Genomic DNA, 18,621 nt, shown 5'->3' on the forward strand with positions numbered 1-18,621 from the left:
GGTCCACCCCCAGGGACCGGGGTCTTCCGCCTTTTCTAGGCTTTGAACGAGCGCTGCGGCGGGGCCTGGAACAGGTAATTGCGCAGGTCAGGGCGGATGCGCTCAACCTGGCGCCACTCACCGTGCTGCCACGCGAACATGCGGTAACCGCGTTCCGCGAGCCACTCCACGACATCCTCCGCGCGGTATCCGAAGCGCGCCAAGTGCCGTTCTTCGATCTCCAGAAGAAGTTTTGGTCGAAACCTCTCGATGGTCTCGGTTCCGCCTTGCAGCACGCGCAGTTCGGCGCCTTCCACGTCCGCCTTGACGAAATCCAGCCGCTCAATACCGTTCGCCGCGACGAACCGGTCGAGGGTGTCCGTGCGGACGACGACCTCCAGGTGCTCGGCGAACTCGGTGTTGGACCCGAGCCCGTCCGCGCCCGCGGTGAGGAACGACCGCCCGGTGACCGGGAGCCCGTGCCGCACCGGGACGCTCATCACGTCCTTGCCCTCGCGGGTGCCCAGCGCCACCGAGTGCCGCACGATGTTGCGCCCTTCGCGCGGGCGCAGCACGTAGGAGAGCGCGGGGTGCGCGAACAGGAGCGGCTCGATGCTGTGCACTGTCCCTTGTGGACCGACAAGGCGCGACAACGACACCGTGTACAGGCCCAGCGCGGCGCCGATGTCGACGCAGGTGTCACCGGGCCGCACGACGTCGCGCAGGCCGATCAGCTCGGGTTCGACGAACGGCGTGAGACGGGCGAGCACACGCAACGCACCCGCCACCGCCGCTCCGCGCGCCTCGGTCAGGTTGTGGATCACGGGACCCACAATAGAGAAATCAGGGCAGCGGCTTGGCCCCGTTGTGGTTCTGCGGCAGCTCGTGGTTCCTCGGGAGCTCGTGGCTGTGCGGCAGCTCGTGGTTGTGCGGGAGCTCGTGGTAGGAGGGAAGTCCGACCTGCTCGGCGAACTCCTCGGCCACCGTCGTGCCGCCGTAGATGCCCAGGGCCTTGGCCAGGTGCTGCTTGAGCTCGTGGCGGTGGCCGTCGGACAGGCGGGGCAGGGCGGTTTCGAAGCTGGTCACCAGGGTGTCGGCCCAGTGCTGGTCGCGGCGCTGGGCGGCGATGCGGACGAGTTCGTTCAGGTGCTGGGAGAGGGCCACGGCCTGCTCGACCTGGTAGCCGTTGCGGTGCAGCCACCAGATCGTCGCGGTGGACAGGTCGGTGAGGACTTCGTCCCGCAGGTACCGGATCTCGGCCCGCTCCGCGTCCCGCTCGGCTTGGCGGACGGTAGTGGTGCGCAACAACTCAATGTGCTTGCGCGCGGACTCAAGGTCACCGTCGTCAACCGTCAACTCCACACCTTCGGCCCGCGCCCACACGTGCGTGCCCTCAACCTGCCGCTCGGCAGCAAGCTCGTCCCCGAGCTGGAACTGGAGAGGGGCGTGATGCACCAACATGGCCCGCTCGGTGATCTTCTTGGCGCGCTTGACGATGTCGTTGATCGCGGCGCTACGCGGCGAGTTGTGCCGCGCACCGGTGGTGAGGTCAAGCCGCCAGTGCACGGTCAACTTGGCGTGAAAGTCGAGCCCGTACACAGCGCTGGGCAGAGGCGTCTCAAAGACGTGCTGATGCGAGGACGAGGGCGGAACAAACGTGAAGTCCTCCCCCCGCCGCTCCTGCCGCCGCCGCCACCAAGCCCCAAAGGCCCCGAGGGGCCCAGGCCGGAAGTCAGGCCAAGGTCTACCGCTCATCAAGCCACTCCCGCCAACCGACCAAGGATGCCCCCTACCTACCCGACGGGGGCGGCAAGGAGAAGGCACCCCACCCCACTTCCCCCCAACAGCCCACCACACCCCTCCTAGGTCCGTCACCCCCGGTGCATACTCGCCCTACGCGCATGTCCACCTGGGTGACGGCCGCGTGGCGGGGCCGGCTCCGACCCTCGCCGAGGCGGTTGGGTAGGCTGCCCCGTGCGCCCTCGTAGCTCAGGGGATAGAGCATCGGTTTCCTAAACCGTGTGTCGCAGGTTCGAATCCTGCCGGGGGCACTCACCTTTCGCCGGGTGAATCAAGCCCTGAGCTGCGGCAACGCGCTCGGGGCTTGATCTTTTCCGTCAGCCGCCGTCGGCTGGAATCTGCCCTGTTTGCCACCATCCACGGACTCAGCCGCCGCCTGGTCCAGTGCGAGCCGCAACCGCCCCAACGCCGCCAAGTCGATGACCAGCACGGCCGGGAACGCCTTGCCGAAGGGCCCGACGCTGTCGCCACTGAACGCAAGGCCGAGATCGCCGAGTCCGAGGTCGTCAAGGTCTACCCCCACCGCAACAACATCCCCGCGGACCTCTGGGACCGCCTCCTCAACGACGCCACCGAACACATCGAGGTCCTGTCCCTGGCGGCCCTGTTCCTGGTCGAACGCCCGACCTTCGCCAAGGAGCTACGCACCAAGGCCGAGAACGGCACCCGCGTCCGCCTCCTCTTCGGCGACCCCACCGCCCGCCGCAGCGAGGAGGAGCAACTAGGCAAGGGCACCGTCGCCGCCCGCATCCGCAACGCCCTGGCCTTCGTCCGCCCACTGGCCGAGGTCCCCGGCATCGAGGTCCGCCTACACAAGACGACCCTCTACAACTCCGTCTTCCGCTTCGACGACGAGATGATCGTCAACACCCACGTCTACGGCTTCCCCGGCGCCCACGCCCCAGCCCTACACTTACGCCGCCTGTCCGCCGGCGACCTGTTCGAGACGTACTCCGAGAGCCTGGAGACCGTCTGGGCCGGGGCGAAGCGCGCCACCTTCTGACAAGGTCGAACCATGACCCGGACCGACTACCTCAACGACCCGAACGCCCCGAAGCCCAACAGCATCCGCGCAGCCGTCAGCGCCATCGTCCAGGACCCCACCGGCCACCTCCTGATGATCCGCCGCACCGACAACGACAAGTACGCCATCCCCGGCGGCGGCCAGGACGTAGGCGAAACCCTCACCCAAACCGTCGTGCGCGAGGTCGAAGAGGAAACCGGCATCCGTGTAGAGGTCACCAGCCTGGTCGGCCTGTACTCCAACCCCAACCACGTCATCGCCTACGACGACGGCGAGGTCCGCCAGGAGTTCTCCATCTGCTTCCGCGCCCAACCCACCGGGGGCGAGCTGCGCACAAGCAACGAGTCCAAGGAAGTCCTGTGGGTAGAGCCCAACCGCCTACCCGACCTAGACATCCACCCGTCGATCCGCCTGCGCATCGACCACGGCCTCAGCAACCGCGCCGAGCCCTACTTCACCTGATCTCAACCCCAGCCGCTCGCAACCGAGCCTCCGTACGCTCCACCGCCGCCACCAGCTAGGGCTCCGCCTGTCGGATGAAGAACGTCATAAAGTCTTCCGGCCCATACCGCGCCTGGATCTCCGCAATCCGCTCACGAACCCCGGTCGTCTCCCCCTCCGGCCCGGTGGTCATGTCCGCCCACCACAGCGCGTCCCGCAGCGGCGTTTCCTCATCCACCCACCGCGCCAGCTCAGCCGAGCGTCCCCTCAACTCCGCCTCCCGATAGGCACAGGAGTGATGAGCCACAAGCGCACACAACCGCTCAGGAAAGCCGTGTTCCTCGAGGTACCGTGCCCCATCAAGCGGATGAAACCCAGTCTTCGTCAACTCCGGCGCATATCCGACGTCGTGAAGAAGAGCCGCCGCTGTCAACAGCCCTCGTTCTGCTTCTTCGAAGATTCCAGTCGCCAATCCGACCCGCTTGGCGACGCCTCGAACATGAGCCAACCGCTTTGGCACGCTAGCGAGTAGCCGCTTACTGATTCGGGACGCATCTACCGCCAGATTTGCTCTCATAGTTCATTCCGACTTCACGAATCCAGCAGTCATCGCTCCCGTGCCATAGCGATCAATCTGGCTTTCACATCGCTTGTCAAGGCCATCTCACCACCGCGCCCGGTTGGGCCGAGTAGTAGCCGCGCATCTTCGAGAGTTTCCCGAATCTTCCGACGAACGACGCGCGGCGAGAGGTCTGCCAACTCGCTGCGCAGCTCGTCAGCAAGTGCAAGTAGATCGGGAGGAACAGCGTCAAGGACTGACATGTTAAGCATGAGCGGCAACGAATCGCCCTTTTCCTTAGAAAGTTTGCTTCTAACTGGGCCAATGGCAAGATAATTGAGCATGAAGTCTGGACTAATCGCAGGATTCGCCGGCGGCTTTCCATCGATGGCGTCAGCGATCCGAGCTTTGATACGGAAAGCGGTTCGGTCGAGCGTTAGCCACCAACTTTTATAACCAAAAGCTGACCTACGCTCGCGCCGCTCCTCACGCCGAACAATAATGCCGACGTAGTTTTCGACATCGTGACCGATAAGCCGGTCTCTAGTCGCCGAATCCATCGGGGGCAAGCCGAGCGCGATACGCATCTTGTCTTTGTAGTCTCTGTTCTCGTGCCAGACTTCAGCCACAGCGGCACGCAACTCGAGGTTGGCACGGTTCACGAAGTCTTTGAGTGACTCGTTTACGATGTCGTGCTCTTCCTCCAGGTAGTCCGCAATGTCAGCCTCGGGGTCTTTACCACAGAAGTTTTCCAGCCATCTCTCGAACTCGGAGTCATCCTTGCCTGCCAGACGGTGCGCATTCAACAGGAACGGCGGTGAGCCATGAGCACCCTCTTTCGAGAGTGCTCGGAGGTACATGCGGCACCTGTTGACATGGGTTGCCAACTCCTCAATTACCCCATCCGAGACATACAGGCTAAGACCGCACTGTGTAGCGGCAGAAAAGAGCTCCGTGTGCGAGCGCTCCTGCGGCTCAAGCAGCTCCTCGGCGAGAAGTGGTAGAACCACAGAGGTGTCGAGCCAAATATCCCCCTCGGAAAAGATTTTTACAACCGCCGATTGGACATCCGGTGTTTCACGCATGAAGGCGAACAGGGTATATGTATCGGCCAGGCTACGAAGATACGACCGGACGTCATCCGGAGGGGCCACGAGCAAGGCTTGAAGCGTCGCAGCGATAATATGCACTGGCAACTCGGGAGGTTTTCCCGTTTTCGTTACTACGTTGCCGACAACCGCCTCGATATCAGCGGGCCTGACATCCGTTCCTTGGTCTCGAGATACCGCAACGGCAAATGCCTCGCCACGATTCAGCAAGATCTTCTCTACCATCGACCTGCATTCGTCGACCAAAACCTCCATTTGACCCTGATCCAGAATTACCTCGGCTTCTGAGGCAGATGTGCAAAGTGAATCGCGCAAATGCTTCCGCAAGACATCGTCTTGCACTTCGAGGTCTGTAAGCCTGTTTGCCAATCGGACGCGTTCGTCCCATGTTAGGCAAAACTCATCGACCTGCCGCCAGTGCCGGATGTACTTCTTTTCGAGCCTCTTAAGCGCTCCGTCAACCTGTTCACGCAGGCTCCGCTCATGATGACCCGGCAGAAGCTGGCCGACAAGCTCGTAAACTCGGGACCGTGCCATCCTCTTGTCACTTGTCGTGTCACGAAGAACCGACCGTACGATTGCTTCGAAGCAGACTTTCGTTAGGCCTTTCTCTCGCGTGTCATCGGCCCACTGAAGGCCAAGGTAAACGAATGCCGCCTTCACTTCGAGATCATCAAGCGCTTGAGCCTGCCGCCGCATTAGGTTGGAGTCCGAAAGTATCGGCTCGACGACGAGCTTGGCCAACTCCTCGGCTTCAGCCATAGTCGCCGTGCTGGAATTCCGCACATTGACGAGCCAATCCAGCCCTCTGGGGTCGAGATGTATGCCAAACTTCGCTCGTGCAGTTCGCCGCAACTCTACAGACTTCGAATCGATCGGCTGATTAGTAACATATATCAGGACTCGAACGTCAGGGAATGTTTCCTTCAAGCGCTTGCAGGTTTCAGTAATCTTCGCCGCGAAGTCCAGGCGGACCGAGTATTGAACAAGCGTAGTCGGATCGTCTTCCACTTCGAAGAGCAGCGCGTCTGCGCCACCGTCTCCAGACAAGCCGCTAACGGGGCGTAGATTAGGAAATTCGTCGGCAAGAAAGACGGAAGCCAGGCGTTCGAACGGTCGCCACTGCGTGGAGTCGAGAGTCTTGAGCGCGAACGCGAACCGCTCGGAACTGATCATCTCAGGCTCCCTCACGACCACCATGTTGCACGCCCCGCACGGGCGGGCACCTCCGACGACATTCACTCTTTCAGGTCGAATCCATGATCGGTAGCACTGCGTTACACCGCTAGGCCATAAGAGTGATAGTTCTGCGAGCTTCGGCGTCGCTTAACAACATAGTGGTTACACAGGGTTGACAAGATCACGGCATGTATGGCCGACTTGCCGAATTTGGCTCTACGGGATCAAGGCTCGCCGCCTGCGGCAGCGCGCGGCCGGGCGGTCCCCGCGTTGGCACCGACTCCCCGCATCACGGCACGCCGGGCTCCCGCTTCGCTCCGCCCGTCGGCCGTGCGCGGAGTCGGTGCACGTGGACCGGAGGCGGCGCGCAGTGTGACGGCGAGCTGGAGGCCGAGGACTTCGGAGGCTTGCCGGTTGGGACGATCGCGCGGTTACCCGGCTAGCGTGGGCTGGGCGCGGCGATCGGCTGCCGCGACGGCTTCGCCGTCTTGCCGGCGAAGAGGCGGATCGGCTTTGAGCACCAGGCGGACGGAGCCCGGCGCGAAGCGCGAAGCCAGCGCGAAACGGAGTGGCGACGGCGGAGGCTGGGGCGGGGCTTAGGTGCAGGTCACGGGGTACGGGACACCGTGTGCCCCACGAGCCTTCCTACACCGTGTGTCGCAGGTTCGAATCCTGCCGGGGGCACTCACCTTTCGCCGGGTGAATCAAGCCCTGAGCTGCGGCAACGCGCTCGGGGCTTGATCTTTTCCGACAGTCGCCATCGGCCGGGATCTGCCCTCGTCTGCCGCCATCTACGGACTCCTTACAGTGACGGCTACCAGGAGGCCGAAGAGTCCTGCGGCTTGCCGGTTGGGACGATCGGATGGTCACGCGGACCTCCAGCCCCTGGGTGAGCTACTTCGTCGAGGGACGCGCAACTGACCGTTGAGCGTTACCGGTTCGGCGCCCCGAACGGCCGGGGGGTGGGCTGGTCGGGTGGGGCTTGGTGTGGCCGGGCCTGGGCTCTGTGTTGGTGGAGAGCTCGGGCCCGGCCGGTTTTAGCGGGTTGACTGCTCGGCGGGTGGGGTGGGCTGAGTGGTGAGGGGTGGGTTAGTGGTGGTGGAGTTGGACTACGTGGCCTCCGGAGGGGCAGACGCCGCAGTTGGTTATGTAGGCCTTGTTGCCGTCGAAGGTTAGGCCGCCGGGCATGGTTAGGCCGTCTAGGGCGACTATGTGTTGGAGGCCCGTGTGTTCTACGCGGATTAGGGCGCCGGTGGGGTTGCCGGAGGTTAGGCCGTTGTGGGCGATTTCTAGGACGTGGAGCCTGCCTTTGTTGTCGAAGGCCACGTCGATGATGTTGGTGAAGCCTTCTGCGAAGACCTCACTGTGGCCGGAGGGTAGGACGCGGTGTACGCGGGCTTGGCCTTGGGGGAAGGGGAAGCCGGTTAGTTCGCCTACGTAGTAGGCGCCGTCTGGGCCTCGGACTACCGATGTGGGGACCGACTGGACTTCTGCGCCGTTGATTGTGCGGCTGGGGAAGACTGCGAGGGTTGAGACGTGGCCATTTGGGGATACTCGTAGCAGTGAGTTTCCGCCTGCGTCGACCACGATCATGCTCCCCTTGAGGGCGTAGACGGAGTTGGGGTTGCTGTCTACGTGGCCCTGGTCTGGGTTGGTGGCTGCCTCGTGGCCGGCGATGTCGGCTATTGTTTTCCAGCTGCCGTCGTGGCTGGTCAGTAGGCGGCCGGTGGCGTCGCGGCCTACGTCGGGGAGGCTTTCGCGCAGGGCTGGGTCGGCGCCCAAGCCTACGGTGAACACGTAGCCGCGCTTGCCGGGGCGGAATGCCACGTCTGAAGGGCCGATGGCGGAGGAACCATCAGGGGCGGCGATCGACGGGAGTCCTGTGAGCACCCGCACGGCGGTTTTGTCGTGGGGGTTTACTCGGGTGATTGCGCCGGAGGTGCCGAAGCACGCGTTGCCGCCCTCCGGACTGGGGAAGCACGGGCCTGCGCCGCCGCGGCCGGCCTCGGCCACGTACAGGCTGCCATCTGGGGCGACGTCCAGGCCGCGGGGGTTGTCCAAGCCTTCCGCTACGACGGTCCAGCCGCCGGCATGGGCGGTCGCCGGGGTGAGCACCGCGGCGACGACCGCGCCCACCACCACGAGTATTCGGGTTCGGGGACCCGTCACCACTCCTCGGCCCATCACCACTCCTCCCGAGATCATCAATCCTTTGTGGACTGGAAGGATTGATGACGCTAATCCGCTTGTGCGGATGCCGCTCGCCCACGCGAAGCGCGGCAACGCTGTCGGGGGTAGCTGTCGGTACGACGACACTGTGGGTCACCACCACGTGTTCGGTCGCCGAATGACGGCGGCCACGGTCGTGCTCTGCCGCGTGGCTGCGAGCACGACCGTGGCCGGGGGATGATCAGGTCTTTTCACCCGATGGGGGACGGGAGGGAGGGCGGAGTTAGGACCTCCACTGTTGGTTGGCGGTGCCGGAGCAGGACCACAGGACGAGCTTGGTGCCGTTGGCGGTGCCTGAGCCGTTCGCGTCGAGGCACAGGCCGGACAAGGCGCTGGTGATGGTGCCGTTGGAGTTGACGTTCCACTGTTGGTTCGCGCCGCCGGTGCAGTCCCAGATCGCCGCCTGCGTGCCGTTGCTGGTGCCCCAGCCGTAGGCGTCCAGGCACTTGTTGCCGTACACGACCAGCTGCTTGCTCGACGTGTAGGTCCAGGACTGGTTGGAGCCGCCGTGGCAGTCCCACAGCTGGACCTGGGTGCCGTTGGTGGTGGTGGCTCCCGGGACATCGACACAGCGGCCCGATTGCACGCCTACGATCTGCCTCGCCGTGGTCGGGGTGCCGATGGTGCCGGACACCGATCGGAGGGCCTCGTACCACTTCGCGGCCATCTTGTCGTAGCCGGTGGCGGTGGGGTGGACGCCGTCGATCAGGTCGGCTGTGGTGAGCGCTGAGTGCATGTCGACCAGGTGCACGCGCTTGCCGGCGTTGACCTTGCTCTGCACCATGCCGGGAATCGTGGCGTTGAAGCCGCGGGCGCGGGACTCCTGCGATTCGTTCGTCAGCGGGATGATGGTGGCGACGAAGACGTCGGCGTTCGGCACGGTCGCGGTGATCTTGTCGACCAGCGCGGACAGGCGAGCGGGAGCGTTGGCCATGTTGAAGTCCTGGAGGACGTCGTTGGTGCCGATGTGCAGGAGCACGGTGCGCGGGGAGGTGTTCCCGAGCCAGCTGACGACGTTCGCGTCGATCTGGTCGATGCGCCAACCCGGGTGGCCCTCGTGGTCGTGGTCGCCCAGTGAGTCGGGGCCGTTGAACTGGGAGCCGACCAGGTCCACGCGGTAGTTCCCGGACCCCAACCGCTGCCACAGCCCGATGCGGTACCCGCCCGGCACCTGCGTCCCCTCGGTGATCGAGTCGCCCAGGGGCATCACCCGGGTGCCGCCGTTGGATTCCGCGACCGCTGTGGGCGCGGTGGGCAGCAGTGCGGTGGCGAGCACCGCGGCGGCGCAGGCGATGAGCCGCCGTGACCTTGCCTGCATCATGGCCTCCACTCGAAGTTTCGTTAGCGCTCACATTGGCGGGGTGGAGGCTGTGGTGTGTCAAGTGATTGATCCACTTGAGACGGTTGTTGACCGGTGAAGGTAAACCTGGTTTTGCGTTACGCAGCAGTAGGTTTGACCCGTTGTCTTGATAGGGGTTGCCGGTCTTGTGGCTGCGACTCGGTGGTGTTAGCGTTCACAGCCTCGTCGCCCCACTGATTTGCGGGCGCGGGGTGGCTACCACGACGGCCCGCCCCGCGCCCGCGTCCACCACGGCCTACTCGGAGCCGGTGTCCGGTTTCGCGTGGAGGATGGCGCGGGCTTGTTCGGCGGCTCGGACGATGCTCTCCGAGACGAAGTCCACGAACCGCGCGATGTTCTCCAGGCGGGCACCGGCCGGGGTCGTGGCACCGAGGACGCCGACGCCCTGGCGTGCCGTCTCCGCCAGGGCGGTGGTACCCCTCGCACTGGCCATCATGGACTGGTACCAGACGTCGTCGTCCACGACGTAACGCTCGCGGCGGCGGTCGTCGCGCTCGCGGCGGACCAGGCCCTGTTCCTCCAGGAACGCGATCGCCTTGGAGATCGACGCCGGGCTGACGTTCAAGCGCTGCACCAACTCCCCAGCGGTGAGACTGCCCTGGTCGGTCGTGTAGAGGCACGTCATGACCCGCGCCATCATCTTGGGCGTGCCGCTCTGGATGAGGACCGCGGTGAGCAGGTCCTCGTACTCCCGCACCGCCTCCGGGTCACGCCCGTGGGCCGGTGGCGCCGCCTGCGGTCCGCGCGGCGCGGCTTGCCTGCGGCGGCGGGCGCGGCGTTCGGTGGCGTGGTGGGCGAGGTCCGCGCGGTAGGCGGTGGGTCCGCCGTTGCGCATCACCTCGCGGGTGATCGTGGACGTGGGTCGGTCGAGGTTCCGGGCGATCTCGGCGTAGGCCAGCCCTTCGGCGAGGCCCAACGCGATCTGCCGGCGGTCCTGCTGGGTGAGTCTGCCTCCGGGCATGCCCCGACCATAGCGTTCATCTACATCTCATTGCAACGACAGCAAGGCGCGTGTTGCGTTAGCCAGCAGGACCATTGCAATGATCTCGAAGCTGTGACCAGCTACAATAGCAAAAACAAGCAACAAGCTCGTTGCTCGAACCTGCGAACGCAACGTAGCTTTTGCAGTGTCGGAAACACCGAGAACACCACACCGCAGGAGCTGAGAACGATGCAGAAGTTCGACACCACCGCCCCCGTCACCGCCGTCCTGGACGTCCCCGCCGGCCACCTCCGGTTCATCGCCGCCGACCGCGCCGACACCACCGTCGAGGTCCGGCCCGTGGACGCCGGCAAGAGCCGGGACGTCAAGGCCGCCGAGCAGACCACCGTCGAGTACCACGACGGCGTCCTGCACATCACCACCACGGCCAAGAACCAGCTGCTCGGCCCCTCCGGCTACGTCGAGATCACCGTGGGCCTGCCCGCCGGGTCCCGCGTCGAGGCCAAGGCCGCCGCCGCCGACCTGCGCGGCGTGGGACGCCTGGGCGCGGTCGTCTTCGACGGCTCGCAGGGCGACATCAAGCTCGACGAAGCCGCGAGCGTCCACGTCACCACCCACGCCGGCGACGTCACCCTGGGCCGCCTCACCGGTCCCGCCGAGATCAGCACCGGCAAGGGCGACATCCGCGTCACCGAAGCCACCGGCGGCGACCTCGTCCTGACCACCCAGGCCGGCGACATCACCGTCGACACCGCTCCTGGGGTCTCCGCCTCCCTCGACGCGGGCACCGCCTACGGCCGCATCCACAACTCCCTCACCAACGCCGGCACGCCGTCGGTGACCATCCGCGCCACCACCGCCTACGGCGACGTCACCGCCCGCAGCCTCTGACCGCGAAAGGAAAACCGCGTCCGCAGTAATGCGGCAAGTGCTGTGAAAACTGAGGGAAATACACCTGGCGGAATTGCGGCGTGGGTGAAACGTCCGCGCTCTAGCATTCGATCCACGAGTCATGGCCGGACCGGACCAGTGTCGTGGGACCGTCCGGCGGGCGCGGACCACCCGCGCCCGCCGGAACCGGGTGCCTCACTTGCTGTCGTCGCCGTTGCCGCCACCGTTCATCGCCGATCACCTCCACCCCGGTATGGCGGCCCGGAGCGGCGGTGTCCGTCAGGGACCGGTCGAGGAGGCGAGCAGGGTGGTCAGGCGTGATCTGAGGGCGGTGACGGTGGCGTGGTACGAGGAGTTCCCGCCGTCGGCGGTCGCCTTCAGCCAGCGCTCCACCAGGCGGATCAGCTCGTCGGCCGTGGACAGCGCCGACTCCCGTTCCGGGGCCACGCCGGTCTCCACGGCCAGCAGCAGGACGGGTGCGGCGCGCAGGGCGAACAGGGAGTCGTCCAGGCGCGGGTGCAGCCGGCCGGGCGCGAAGCCGGGGTTGGCCAGGACCCGCCGGACCCAGTCGTGCGCCGTGCGCACCCACTGCCCGGCCTCCGCGGGCACCAGGACCGCCAGGGACGCGGCGGCGTCGGCCGCCAGGTACAGGCTGCGGGCCAGCGGTCGGAAGTCCCGGTCGCGGTTGAACAGCCTGGTGCGGCCCGGGATCACCGAGTGGGTGAACAGGTGCAGGGACGCCCGGAGGTCGGCCTCGGAGTCGTTGTTGCCGCCCAGGAAGGCGGCGTAGTTGTGCAGTTGGAAGCTGAGCGCGCTGTGGTCCGCGTCGGGGGTGGACAGGTCCACCTCGACCGCCTCCGCGAAGGCCGTCCAGTAGCGGCGCAGGGCGTCGGTGAGCGGGGCGGAGGCGAAGGGGCGCAACATGTTCAGCTCCACGCACGTCACCGCGAGGATGTCGGCGAGGGTGCCGCGGTCGAGCGCTTCGGACGCCAGGCACGCGTCGGCCGCCGACAGCAGCGCCGCGACGGTGTCGGCCCCGGCGCGTCCGGTGTGGCGCTCCACTCCGGCCCGTTGCACGGCAAGGCGCAAGCGGGTCTCGGGAACCAGAGGGTCACCAGGGTCCACAGTGGACAGAAGCGCCTCCACACCGTCGAGGAGACCGGCGAACTCCGGCCCGGTCACCCACGACGACGGGGCGAGCAACCCCATCTGCCGCACGATCCCCATCGCCGCCAACACCACCGCCCGACGCCCGAGCACCGGCAACGCGGCGACCTCGGCGGGCGCGGGCAGCCGGACCGGGCGGGCGATCGCGTCGGCCAGGGCGTCGGCGAACTCGTCCGGCCGCGCCAGCGACCCCGGGCCGTGCGCCCAGGTCTCCACCAGCTCCCGCACCAGGCCCGACGACGGGACCATCGCCTCGACCACGGCCTGCCCCGGCTCGCGCTCGCTGACCCACACGTACCCGGCGCTGTCCGGGGCGCCCATGTCCACCATGAGGCTGATCAGCAGCTCCACCAGCCGGTCGCCCACGCCGGGGCCGGTGCCGCGACCCGACGACGGCAGCGCGCCGGTGCTGTTCAGCCGGGCCACCGCGACGCCGTCGAGGAAGTCCAGGTCACGCGGCCGGGTCACCGGGTCGTGCGGGTCCGGCGGGACCGCGCCGATCTCGCAGCGGGCCTTCGGCCGCCCGGCCAGCCGGTCCGCCCACGGGAACAGGGGCGCGCTGAGCGACTCCCGCTGGATCGCGCGTGCCTTGACCGCCGCCACGACCAGGGCGGGCTGGGACCGGTAGACCTCGACCGCGGTGGCCGCCCACGCCGCGATCCACTGCACGGTCGGCAGCTCGCCGCCGTCGCCCCCGCGCAGCAGCGGCAGGGCCGCGGTGATGGCCTCGGTGACCGGGGCGAGCAGGACGTTCGTCGCGGTCAGCACGACGGCGGCCTTGGTGTCGGGGCCGAACCGGTTGACCGTCGCCGGGACGATCTCGTTGGGCAGCGCCCGGCCGGAGGTGGGCAGCACCGCGCGGTCGTGCACGACCCACTCGCCGTCGTGCTCCCGCTCGCGCAGCCGGGCTTGGGCCGCCCGGGTGGGCAGCGGCGCGCCGCGGGCGATCTCGGAGGCCGTGATGGTGGTGAAGTCGCACACCCAGGTCAGGGGCCGGAACGGGTTCTGCTCCGAGGGCACGCCGAACAGCGGCGCCACCTTGCGGGCCAGCCGCGCGGGCACCAGCTCGGACCGCTTCTCGACCACCAGGGGCACGACCGCGGGCAGCAACGCCATCCGTCCCTCCACCTCTCCTCACGTCACGGTTCCATATACCGCTCACATAAAATCTTACGTGAGAGTAGAAAACTACCTATGCGCCTGCGGCAGAGCTCATCCCTCTCCCCCGAAGTCGTCCTCGCCGCCCTGTCCGAACTGCGCGGGTCCAGGGCCGCCCTCCACCGGAGCCACCTGGTCGCGCGCTGCGACCTGGGGCTGGCCATGCCGGGTCTGCGGTTCGGGCAGGCCGCCCCGGCGGCGGGGTTCGTGCTGTCCGGCGACTGCGTGTGCCGCGACCTGGTGGCCGACGTGCTGCACATCGTCTCGGTGTTCCTGACGGAGCACGGTTCGGACCGCACCAACCTGGCCGGCGCGGTGCGGTCGCACGTGCGCAAGCGGGTCATCGACGTCTTCCGCGGCTACCGCGCCGAGCGGGGCGCGCAGGTCAAGCCCAAGCAGGTCCGGCAGAACAGGTTCGGCCGTGCTTTACCGGATGAAGAGCACCGCGCGGTGTTGGGCCACCTGGCCGACGAGGCCGGGTACTCCGCGCCCTTACCGGGCCAGGCCTACCTCCTGCGCAGACTCGCCGAGCGCTGTGCCGCCGAGTTCGGCGAGCCGGTGCCGTACTACCTCGAACGCATGCCCACCATGCTGCGCACCGTCAAGCAGGTGTGCAGCGCCGGGACCCGGGTCAACGTCGGCACCCGGACCGCCCCGGAGTACGTGACCTGGTACGACGCTTACATCGAACGGCCGTTGGGCCGCCGCCCGGACACCCGCGTGCTGTCCGACGACGCCGCCTGGAGCACCGTGGCCGACCCGGGCGCGTCCCGCGCGTTCGACGCCGTCACCGAAGCAGAGCCCGACCCGGACACCGCCGTCGTGGCGACGGTCGTGGACCGGGTCGCCGCCGTCGCCCCCGCCGACCAGCCCCGGACCGTCCGCACCGCCGTGCGCGCCCTGGCCGAGCGGGGCCTGCTGCCGCGCGACCGGGCCGCCGCCCTGCTGGCCGACCCGGACCGGCTGGACGACGTGCTGGTCAAGGCCCGTGAGGTCGTCGTCGCGGGAGGTCGTCGTGGCTGAGCCCCCGGTGGACGAGGCCTTGCACGACCGGGCGCTGTACCTGGCCGGCGCCATCGAGGTCGCGCCCGAGCGCGTGGACCCCGTCGAGGCGGGCACGGTCGGCGCGGACTACCTGGACCAGTTCGTCGAGGATGTCGCCGCGACGCCGGAGGCCGTGGAACTCGGCGTGCTCCTGCTGGACTTCGCCCTCGCCCGCGTCCCCGAGCACGAAGAAGCGGACCGCTGGCGGTACCGCGCCGGCGACGCGTTGTCCTTCCTGGCCGAGGAAACCGACTCCACCGCCCACCTCGACGCGGCCATCGCCCACCTGACCGCCGTCGCCCGGCGGACCACCGGCGAGTTCGCCGACCCGGCCGCCGCCGAACTCGCCGCCCTGACCGCGACCAGGCTGGCCGTCGCCTCCCGGGACGAGGACCTGGACGCCGACGCCGCGCGGCGGCTGACCGACGTCCTGGACGGGTTGGACCCCGCCGGCCCGGACCGGATCGACTTCCTGCTCCAACGCGCGCACGCCCACCGCTGGGCCTACCCGCGCACCCTCGACCCCGCCGACCTCGACCACGTGATCGACGGCATGGCCGCCGTCTTTCCCGACCTCGAACCGGACGAGGAAGCGCGCGTCGAGGCGTTGGAGGCGCTCGTCGCCGTCCACGAAGAGCGTTTCCTGCTCACGGAATCCCTGGAAGCGCTGGAGGCGGCCCTCGCGGCGGCCCGGGAGGCGCGGTCGCTGCTGGCCGACGACCCCGAGCGCGCGCCCGAGGCCCGGGTCGCCGTCGCCGCCCTGGTGGCCGCCCGCTTCTGGAACTCCCCCGACCGCGACGACGCCGACCGCGACGAGGCCATCGCCGAGTACACCGCGCTGGACGCCGAGGTCGGGCTGGAGGACCGGCACGCCCGCCAGTACGGCTTCCTGCTGTGCTTCCGCGGTGGCGTCACCGGCGACGCCGACGACATCCGCGGCGGGATCGACGTCCTGAAGACCGTCGAAGAGGACTGGCTGGCGGCCAGTGCGATCGCCGAGGCGCACGAATTCCTGGTCGCGCTGGACGGCCCGCACCACCTGTGGGACGCGGTCGAGTGGTGCACGCGCGCCCTCGCCCACCCCGAGCCCAACCCGGACGACGCGCTGGACGTGCGGACCCGGCGGCTGGAGGCGATCGAGGCGGCGGCGGGCCGGTTCGGCGTCGGGGCCGTGCTGAACCGCTTCGACGCCCGCGCCATGCTCGCCGACGCCGACACCGCCGTGCGCACCGCGCCCGGGGTGGACCCGCGGGCCAGGGCACGGCTGGCGGTGCGGTCGGTGGTGCTGCGGGTGCAGTGGATGGCCGAGTTCCTCCCGGTCGGCGACCCCACCGCGCTGCGGGCGGCCGTGCAGGCGCAGATCGACCTGTTGACCGAGGTCAAGGCGACCGTGCCGGCGGTGGACCACGATGTCGTGAACGCCCTGTCGAGCCTGGTGGACATCATGCGGCGGGCGTTCGTCGGCGAGACCGGCGGCGGTCTCGAGGGGGACATGGACGGGCTGGTGCGGGCGCTGCTGTCCGGACCGGCCCCGTCCACCCCGTCCGCCCCGGACGCCCCGGACGCCCCGTTGTCGCCGGAAGCCGAGGCCGAGCAGGCGATGACCGCTTATCTGCGCGCGGTCTACGAGCGGGCGGCGGCCGGGCAGGACCCGCGGGCGCTGATCGGGGACTTCACCGCGCTGGTGTGGCGGGTGGACGCGCTGCCGCCGTCCGAGCAGCGGGACGTCATGGAGCAGGTGGTGACCCAACTGTCCCGGATGGCCGGCCCGCCGGGCAGCTTCGACGGCTCGCCGCCGCGGCTCGGCGACTCCGACGACGGCGACGTGGCCCGCCTGTTCGGGACCGCCGGCGAGTGGCGGGCGGCGGTGGCGGACGGGGACCCGCGGCGGGCGCTGTGGGCGTACCAGGCGGTGGAACGGGCCGCCGCCGGGGTGCGGTCGGGGGCGCCGATGGAGTTCGCGGCGCGGATGGTGCGCGGGATGACCCGGGCCCGGCTGTCCGCGGTGGTGCCGACCGACCCGGCCGAGCTGGACGCGGAGATCGCCGCCCTGGAGGCCGCGTGGCGGGACGGCGGCGGGGTGGACGCGGCGGTCGACCTGGGGTCGCGGCTGCGGCTGCGGGACCGGCCCGGCGACCGGGAGGCGAGCCGGGCGGCGGTGCTGACGGCCCTGGTCGCGGCGGCCGGCGGGGCCGAGGGGGCCGGCGGGGCCGAGGAGGCCGGCGGCGGCGGGGCGGCCGGCGGCGGCGCGGCGGCAGGCGGCGGCGCGGCGGCAGGCAGTAGCGCGGCGGGCGGCAGTAGCGCAGCGGGCGGCAATGGCGCGGCGGGCGGCGGAGCGGCTGGCGGTGGCGCGGGGGCTGGCGGGGCCGAGGGGGCCGGCAGTGGCGGGGCGGCCGGTGGTGGCGCGGCAGGCGGCGGTAGCGGGGCGGCCGAGGGTGGCGCGGCTGGTGGTCGCGCGGCGGGCAGCGGTGGTGCGGCGGGCGAGGGTGGCGCGGCGGGTGGTGGCGGGGCGGTGGGCGTGGTTGGGGACAACGTGACTGCCTGGTGTCTGGACGACGGTGCTACCGATGACCTGGTGCGCGTGCTGGAAGCGCGGCGGGCGGCGGAGGTCGGGTGGGGTGACGCCGTCGTGACCGGGCCGGACGAGGTGCGGACGGGGTTGCGGGCGGCGGGGGTCGATGTGTTGGCCTACCTGGTGCCCGAACGTGAGGCGCACGGCGGCATGGCGGTGGTGGTGCCGGCCGACGGGCCAGTGCGGGTGATCCCGTTGCCGGACTTGACGACCACGCCGCTGGCCCGGTTCGCGGCGACCCGGGACGCCCGGTACGCCACCCCCACACCCACGACCGTGCGCGCGTGGCGGGCCTCGCTGACCGATGTGTGCGCGTGGGCGTGGCGGGCGGCGGGTGCGGAGTTGGTGGCGGCGGCCGGTGGTGGGCGGCTGGTGCTCGTGCCGGTGGGGCCGTTGGGGCTGGTGCCGTGGCCGGCGGCGTGGCGCGAGGTGGACGGGCGGCGGCGGTACCTGGTCGAGGACGTCGACGTGGCGTTGGCCCCGTCCGGGCGGGTACTGGGTCTCGCGGCGGGGAGGGCTCCTGCCGTGGGTGCGGCGGTGTTCGTGGGCAACCCCAACCGGGACGACGCTGCGGCGGCCGTGGCGGCGGAAGAGCTGCGGGACACCTTCTACCCGGACGGGCGGTTCCTCGGCGGCCACGGGCAGCCGCCCCGGCCGTGGCGGGTGGCCGAGGACGGCGCCGGCACGCCGGAGCAGGTGCGCGCGGCGCTGGCGGACGGGGTGTCGGTGCTGCACCTGGGGTGCCGGGCGGTGTCGGACGTCGACGCGCCGCACCGGTCCCGCGTCACGCTGCACGCCGGCGCGCCGCTGGACCTGGGGCCGCTCGACGCCGACCTGGTCACGCTGACCGGCCACACCTCCACCGACGGGTCCCACGACGACGCCCGGACCCTGCCCGCCGCGTTCCTCGCGCTGGGCGCCCGGTCCGTGCTGGCGACCCGGTGGCCCGCCCCGACCGCGCACCTCGTGCACCTGGTGCACCAGCACTGGAAGGACTCCCCCGGCACCGCCCTGCGCACCGCGCAGCTGCGGGTGCTGGACCCGGCCTTCGACCGGTCGACCCTGCCGCCGCACCTGCGCGACATGGTCCCGACCGACCCGGCGGAGATCGAGCACTGGGCCGCGCTCGCGCACTTCGGGCGTTGACTCGTGCGTCCACAGAGGAC

General features: G+C 69.1%; 13 protein-coding genes and 1 tRNA gene. 6 read left to right on the forward strand and 8 right to left on the reverse strand.

The window, feature by feature from the left end; genetic code table 11:
* Window positions 1–35: 35 nt before the first annotated feature.
* Both WBN91_RS21365 and WBN91_RS21370 read right to left on the reverse strand, forming a co-directional pair.
* Window positions 36–803 (reverse strand): FkbM family methyltransferase, encoded by a 768-nt coding sequence (locus tag WBN91_RS21365; protein WP_337725845.1) that lies wholly within the window; start codon window positions 801–803, stop codon window positions 36–38.
* Window positions 804–822: 19 nt separating this feature from the next.
* Entirely contained in the window at window positions 823–1,545 is a 723-nt protein-coding gene (locus WBN91_RS21370) for a hypothetical protein (protein WP_337725862.1), read from the reverse strand.
* Between the two features lie 412 nt (window positions 1,546–1,957).
* Between WBN91_RS21370 and WBN91_RS21375 the strand changes: the two genes are divergently transcribed.
* From WBN91_RS21375 to WBN91_RS21385, 3 genes are all read left to right on the forward strand, one after another.
* Window positions 1,958–2,030, forward strand: a tRNA-Arg gene (locus WBN91_RS21375).
* A gap of 53 nt (window positions 2,031–2,083) precedes the next feature.
* Window positions 2,084–2,782 (forward strand): DUF5919 domain-containing protein, encoded by a 699-nt coding sequence (locus tag WBN91_RS21380; RefSeq protein WP_337725844.1) that lies wholly within the window; start codon window positions 2,084–2,086, stop codon window positions 2,780–2,782.
* 12 nt (window positions 2,783–2,794) lie between these two features.
* Complete coding sequence (locus WBN91_RS21385) at window positions 2,795–3,265, forward strand: NUDIX hydrolase (RefSeq protein WP_337725843.1); 471 nt, start codon at window positions 2,795–2,797, stop codon at window positions 3,263–3,265.
* Between the two features lie 55 nt (window positions 3,266–3,320).
* Here WBN91_RS21385 and WBN91_RS21390 read toward each other — a convergent pair whose 3' ends face one another.
* The 5 genes from WBN91_RS21390 to WBN91_RS21410 all read right to left on the reverse strand — a co-directional run bounded on the left by WBN91_RS21390 (window position 3,321) and on the right by WBN91_RS21410 (window position 10,641).
* A complete protein-coding gene (locus WBN91_RS21390; protein WP_337725842.1) occupies window positions 3,321–3,821 on the reverse strand; it encodes an HD domain-containing protein in 501 nt (166 codons plus the stop codon).
* Between the two features lie 29 nt (window positions 3,822–3,850).
* Window positions 3,851–6,088, reverse strand: coding sequence for a hypothetical protein (locus tag WBN91_RS21395; RefSeq protein ID WP_337725841.1), 2,238 nt, complete (start codon window positions 6,086–6,088; stop codon window positions 3,851–3,853).
* Between the two features lie 1,092 nt (window positions 6,089–7,180).
* Window positions 7,181–8,227: a ScyD/ScyE family protein gene (locus WBN91_RS21400; protein WP_337725840.1), complete on the reverse strand. Its 1,047-nt coding sequence runs from the start codon at window positions 8,225–8,227 to the stop codon at window positions 7,181–7,183.
* A 316-nt stretch (window positions 8,228–8,543) separates the two neighbouring features.
* Window positions 8,544–9,638, reverse strand: coding sequence for a ricin-type beta-trefoil lectin domain protein (locus WBN91_RS21405; RefSeq protein WP_337725839.1), 1,095 nt, complete (start codon window positions 9,636–9,638; stop codon window positions 8,544–8,546).
* Window positions 9,639–9,915: 277 nt separating this feature from the next.
* Entirely contained in the window at window positions 9,916–10,641 is a 726-nt protein-coding gene (locus tag WBN91_RS21410) for a GbsR/MarR family transcriptional regulator (RefSeq protein ID WP_337725838.1), read from the reverse strand.
* 210 nt (window positions 10,642–10,851) lie between these two features.
* Between WBN91_RS21410 and WBN91_RS21415 the strand changes: the two genes are divergently transcribed.
* Window positions 10,852–11,514, forward strand: coding sequence for a DUF4097 family beta strand repeat-containing protein (locus WBN91_RS21415; protein WP_337725837.1), 663 nt, complete (start codon window positions 10,852–10,854; stop codon window positions 11,512–11,514).
* Window positions 11,515–11,793: 279 nt separating this feature from the next.
* On the opposite strand, the gene WBN91_RS21420 is transcribed toward WBN91_RS21415, so the two are convergent.
* Window positions 11,794–13,797, reverse strand: coding sequence for a hypothetical protein (locus WBN91_RS21420; RefSeq protein ID WP_337725836.1), 2,004 nt, complete (start codon window positions 13,795–13,797; stop codon window positions 11,794–11,796).
* Window positions 13,798–13,875: 78 nt separating this feature from the next.
* Between WBN91_RS21420 and WBN91_RS21425 the strand changes: the two genes are divergently transcribed.
* Window positions 13,876–14,862 carry a hypothetical protein gene (locus tag WBN91_RS21425; protein WP_337725835.1) on the forward strand — a complete coding sequence of 329 codons (987 nt, stop codon included), beginning with the start codon at window positions 13,876–13,878 and terminating at the stop codon, window positions 14,860–14,862.
* The gene (locus WBN91_RS21430; RefSeq protein WP_337725834.1) at window positions 14,855–18,601 is read left to right on the forward strand and encodes a CHAT domain-containing protein; all 3,747 of its coding nucleotides are present in this window, start codon (window positions 14,855–14,857) and stop codon (window positions 18,599–18,601) included. Before WBN91_RS21425 ends, WBN91_RS21430 begins: the two co-directional genes overlap by 8 nt.
* Window positions 18,602–18,621: the final 20 nt, after the last annotated feature.

Origin of the sequence: Saccharothrix sp. CCNWYY140 (genome assembly GCF_037401995.1) — a bacterium.
In the GTDB taxonomy this organism is placed as follows: Bacteria; Actinomycetota; Actinomycetes; order Mycobacteriales; family Pseudonocardiaceae; genus Actinosynnema.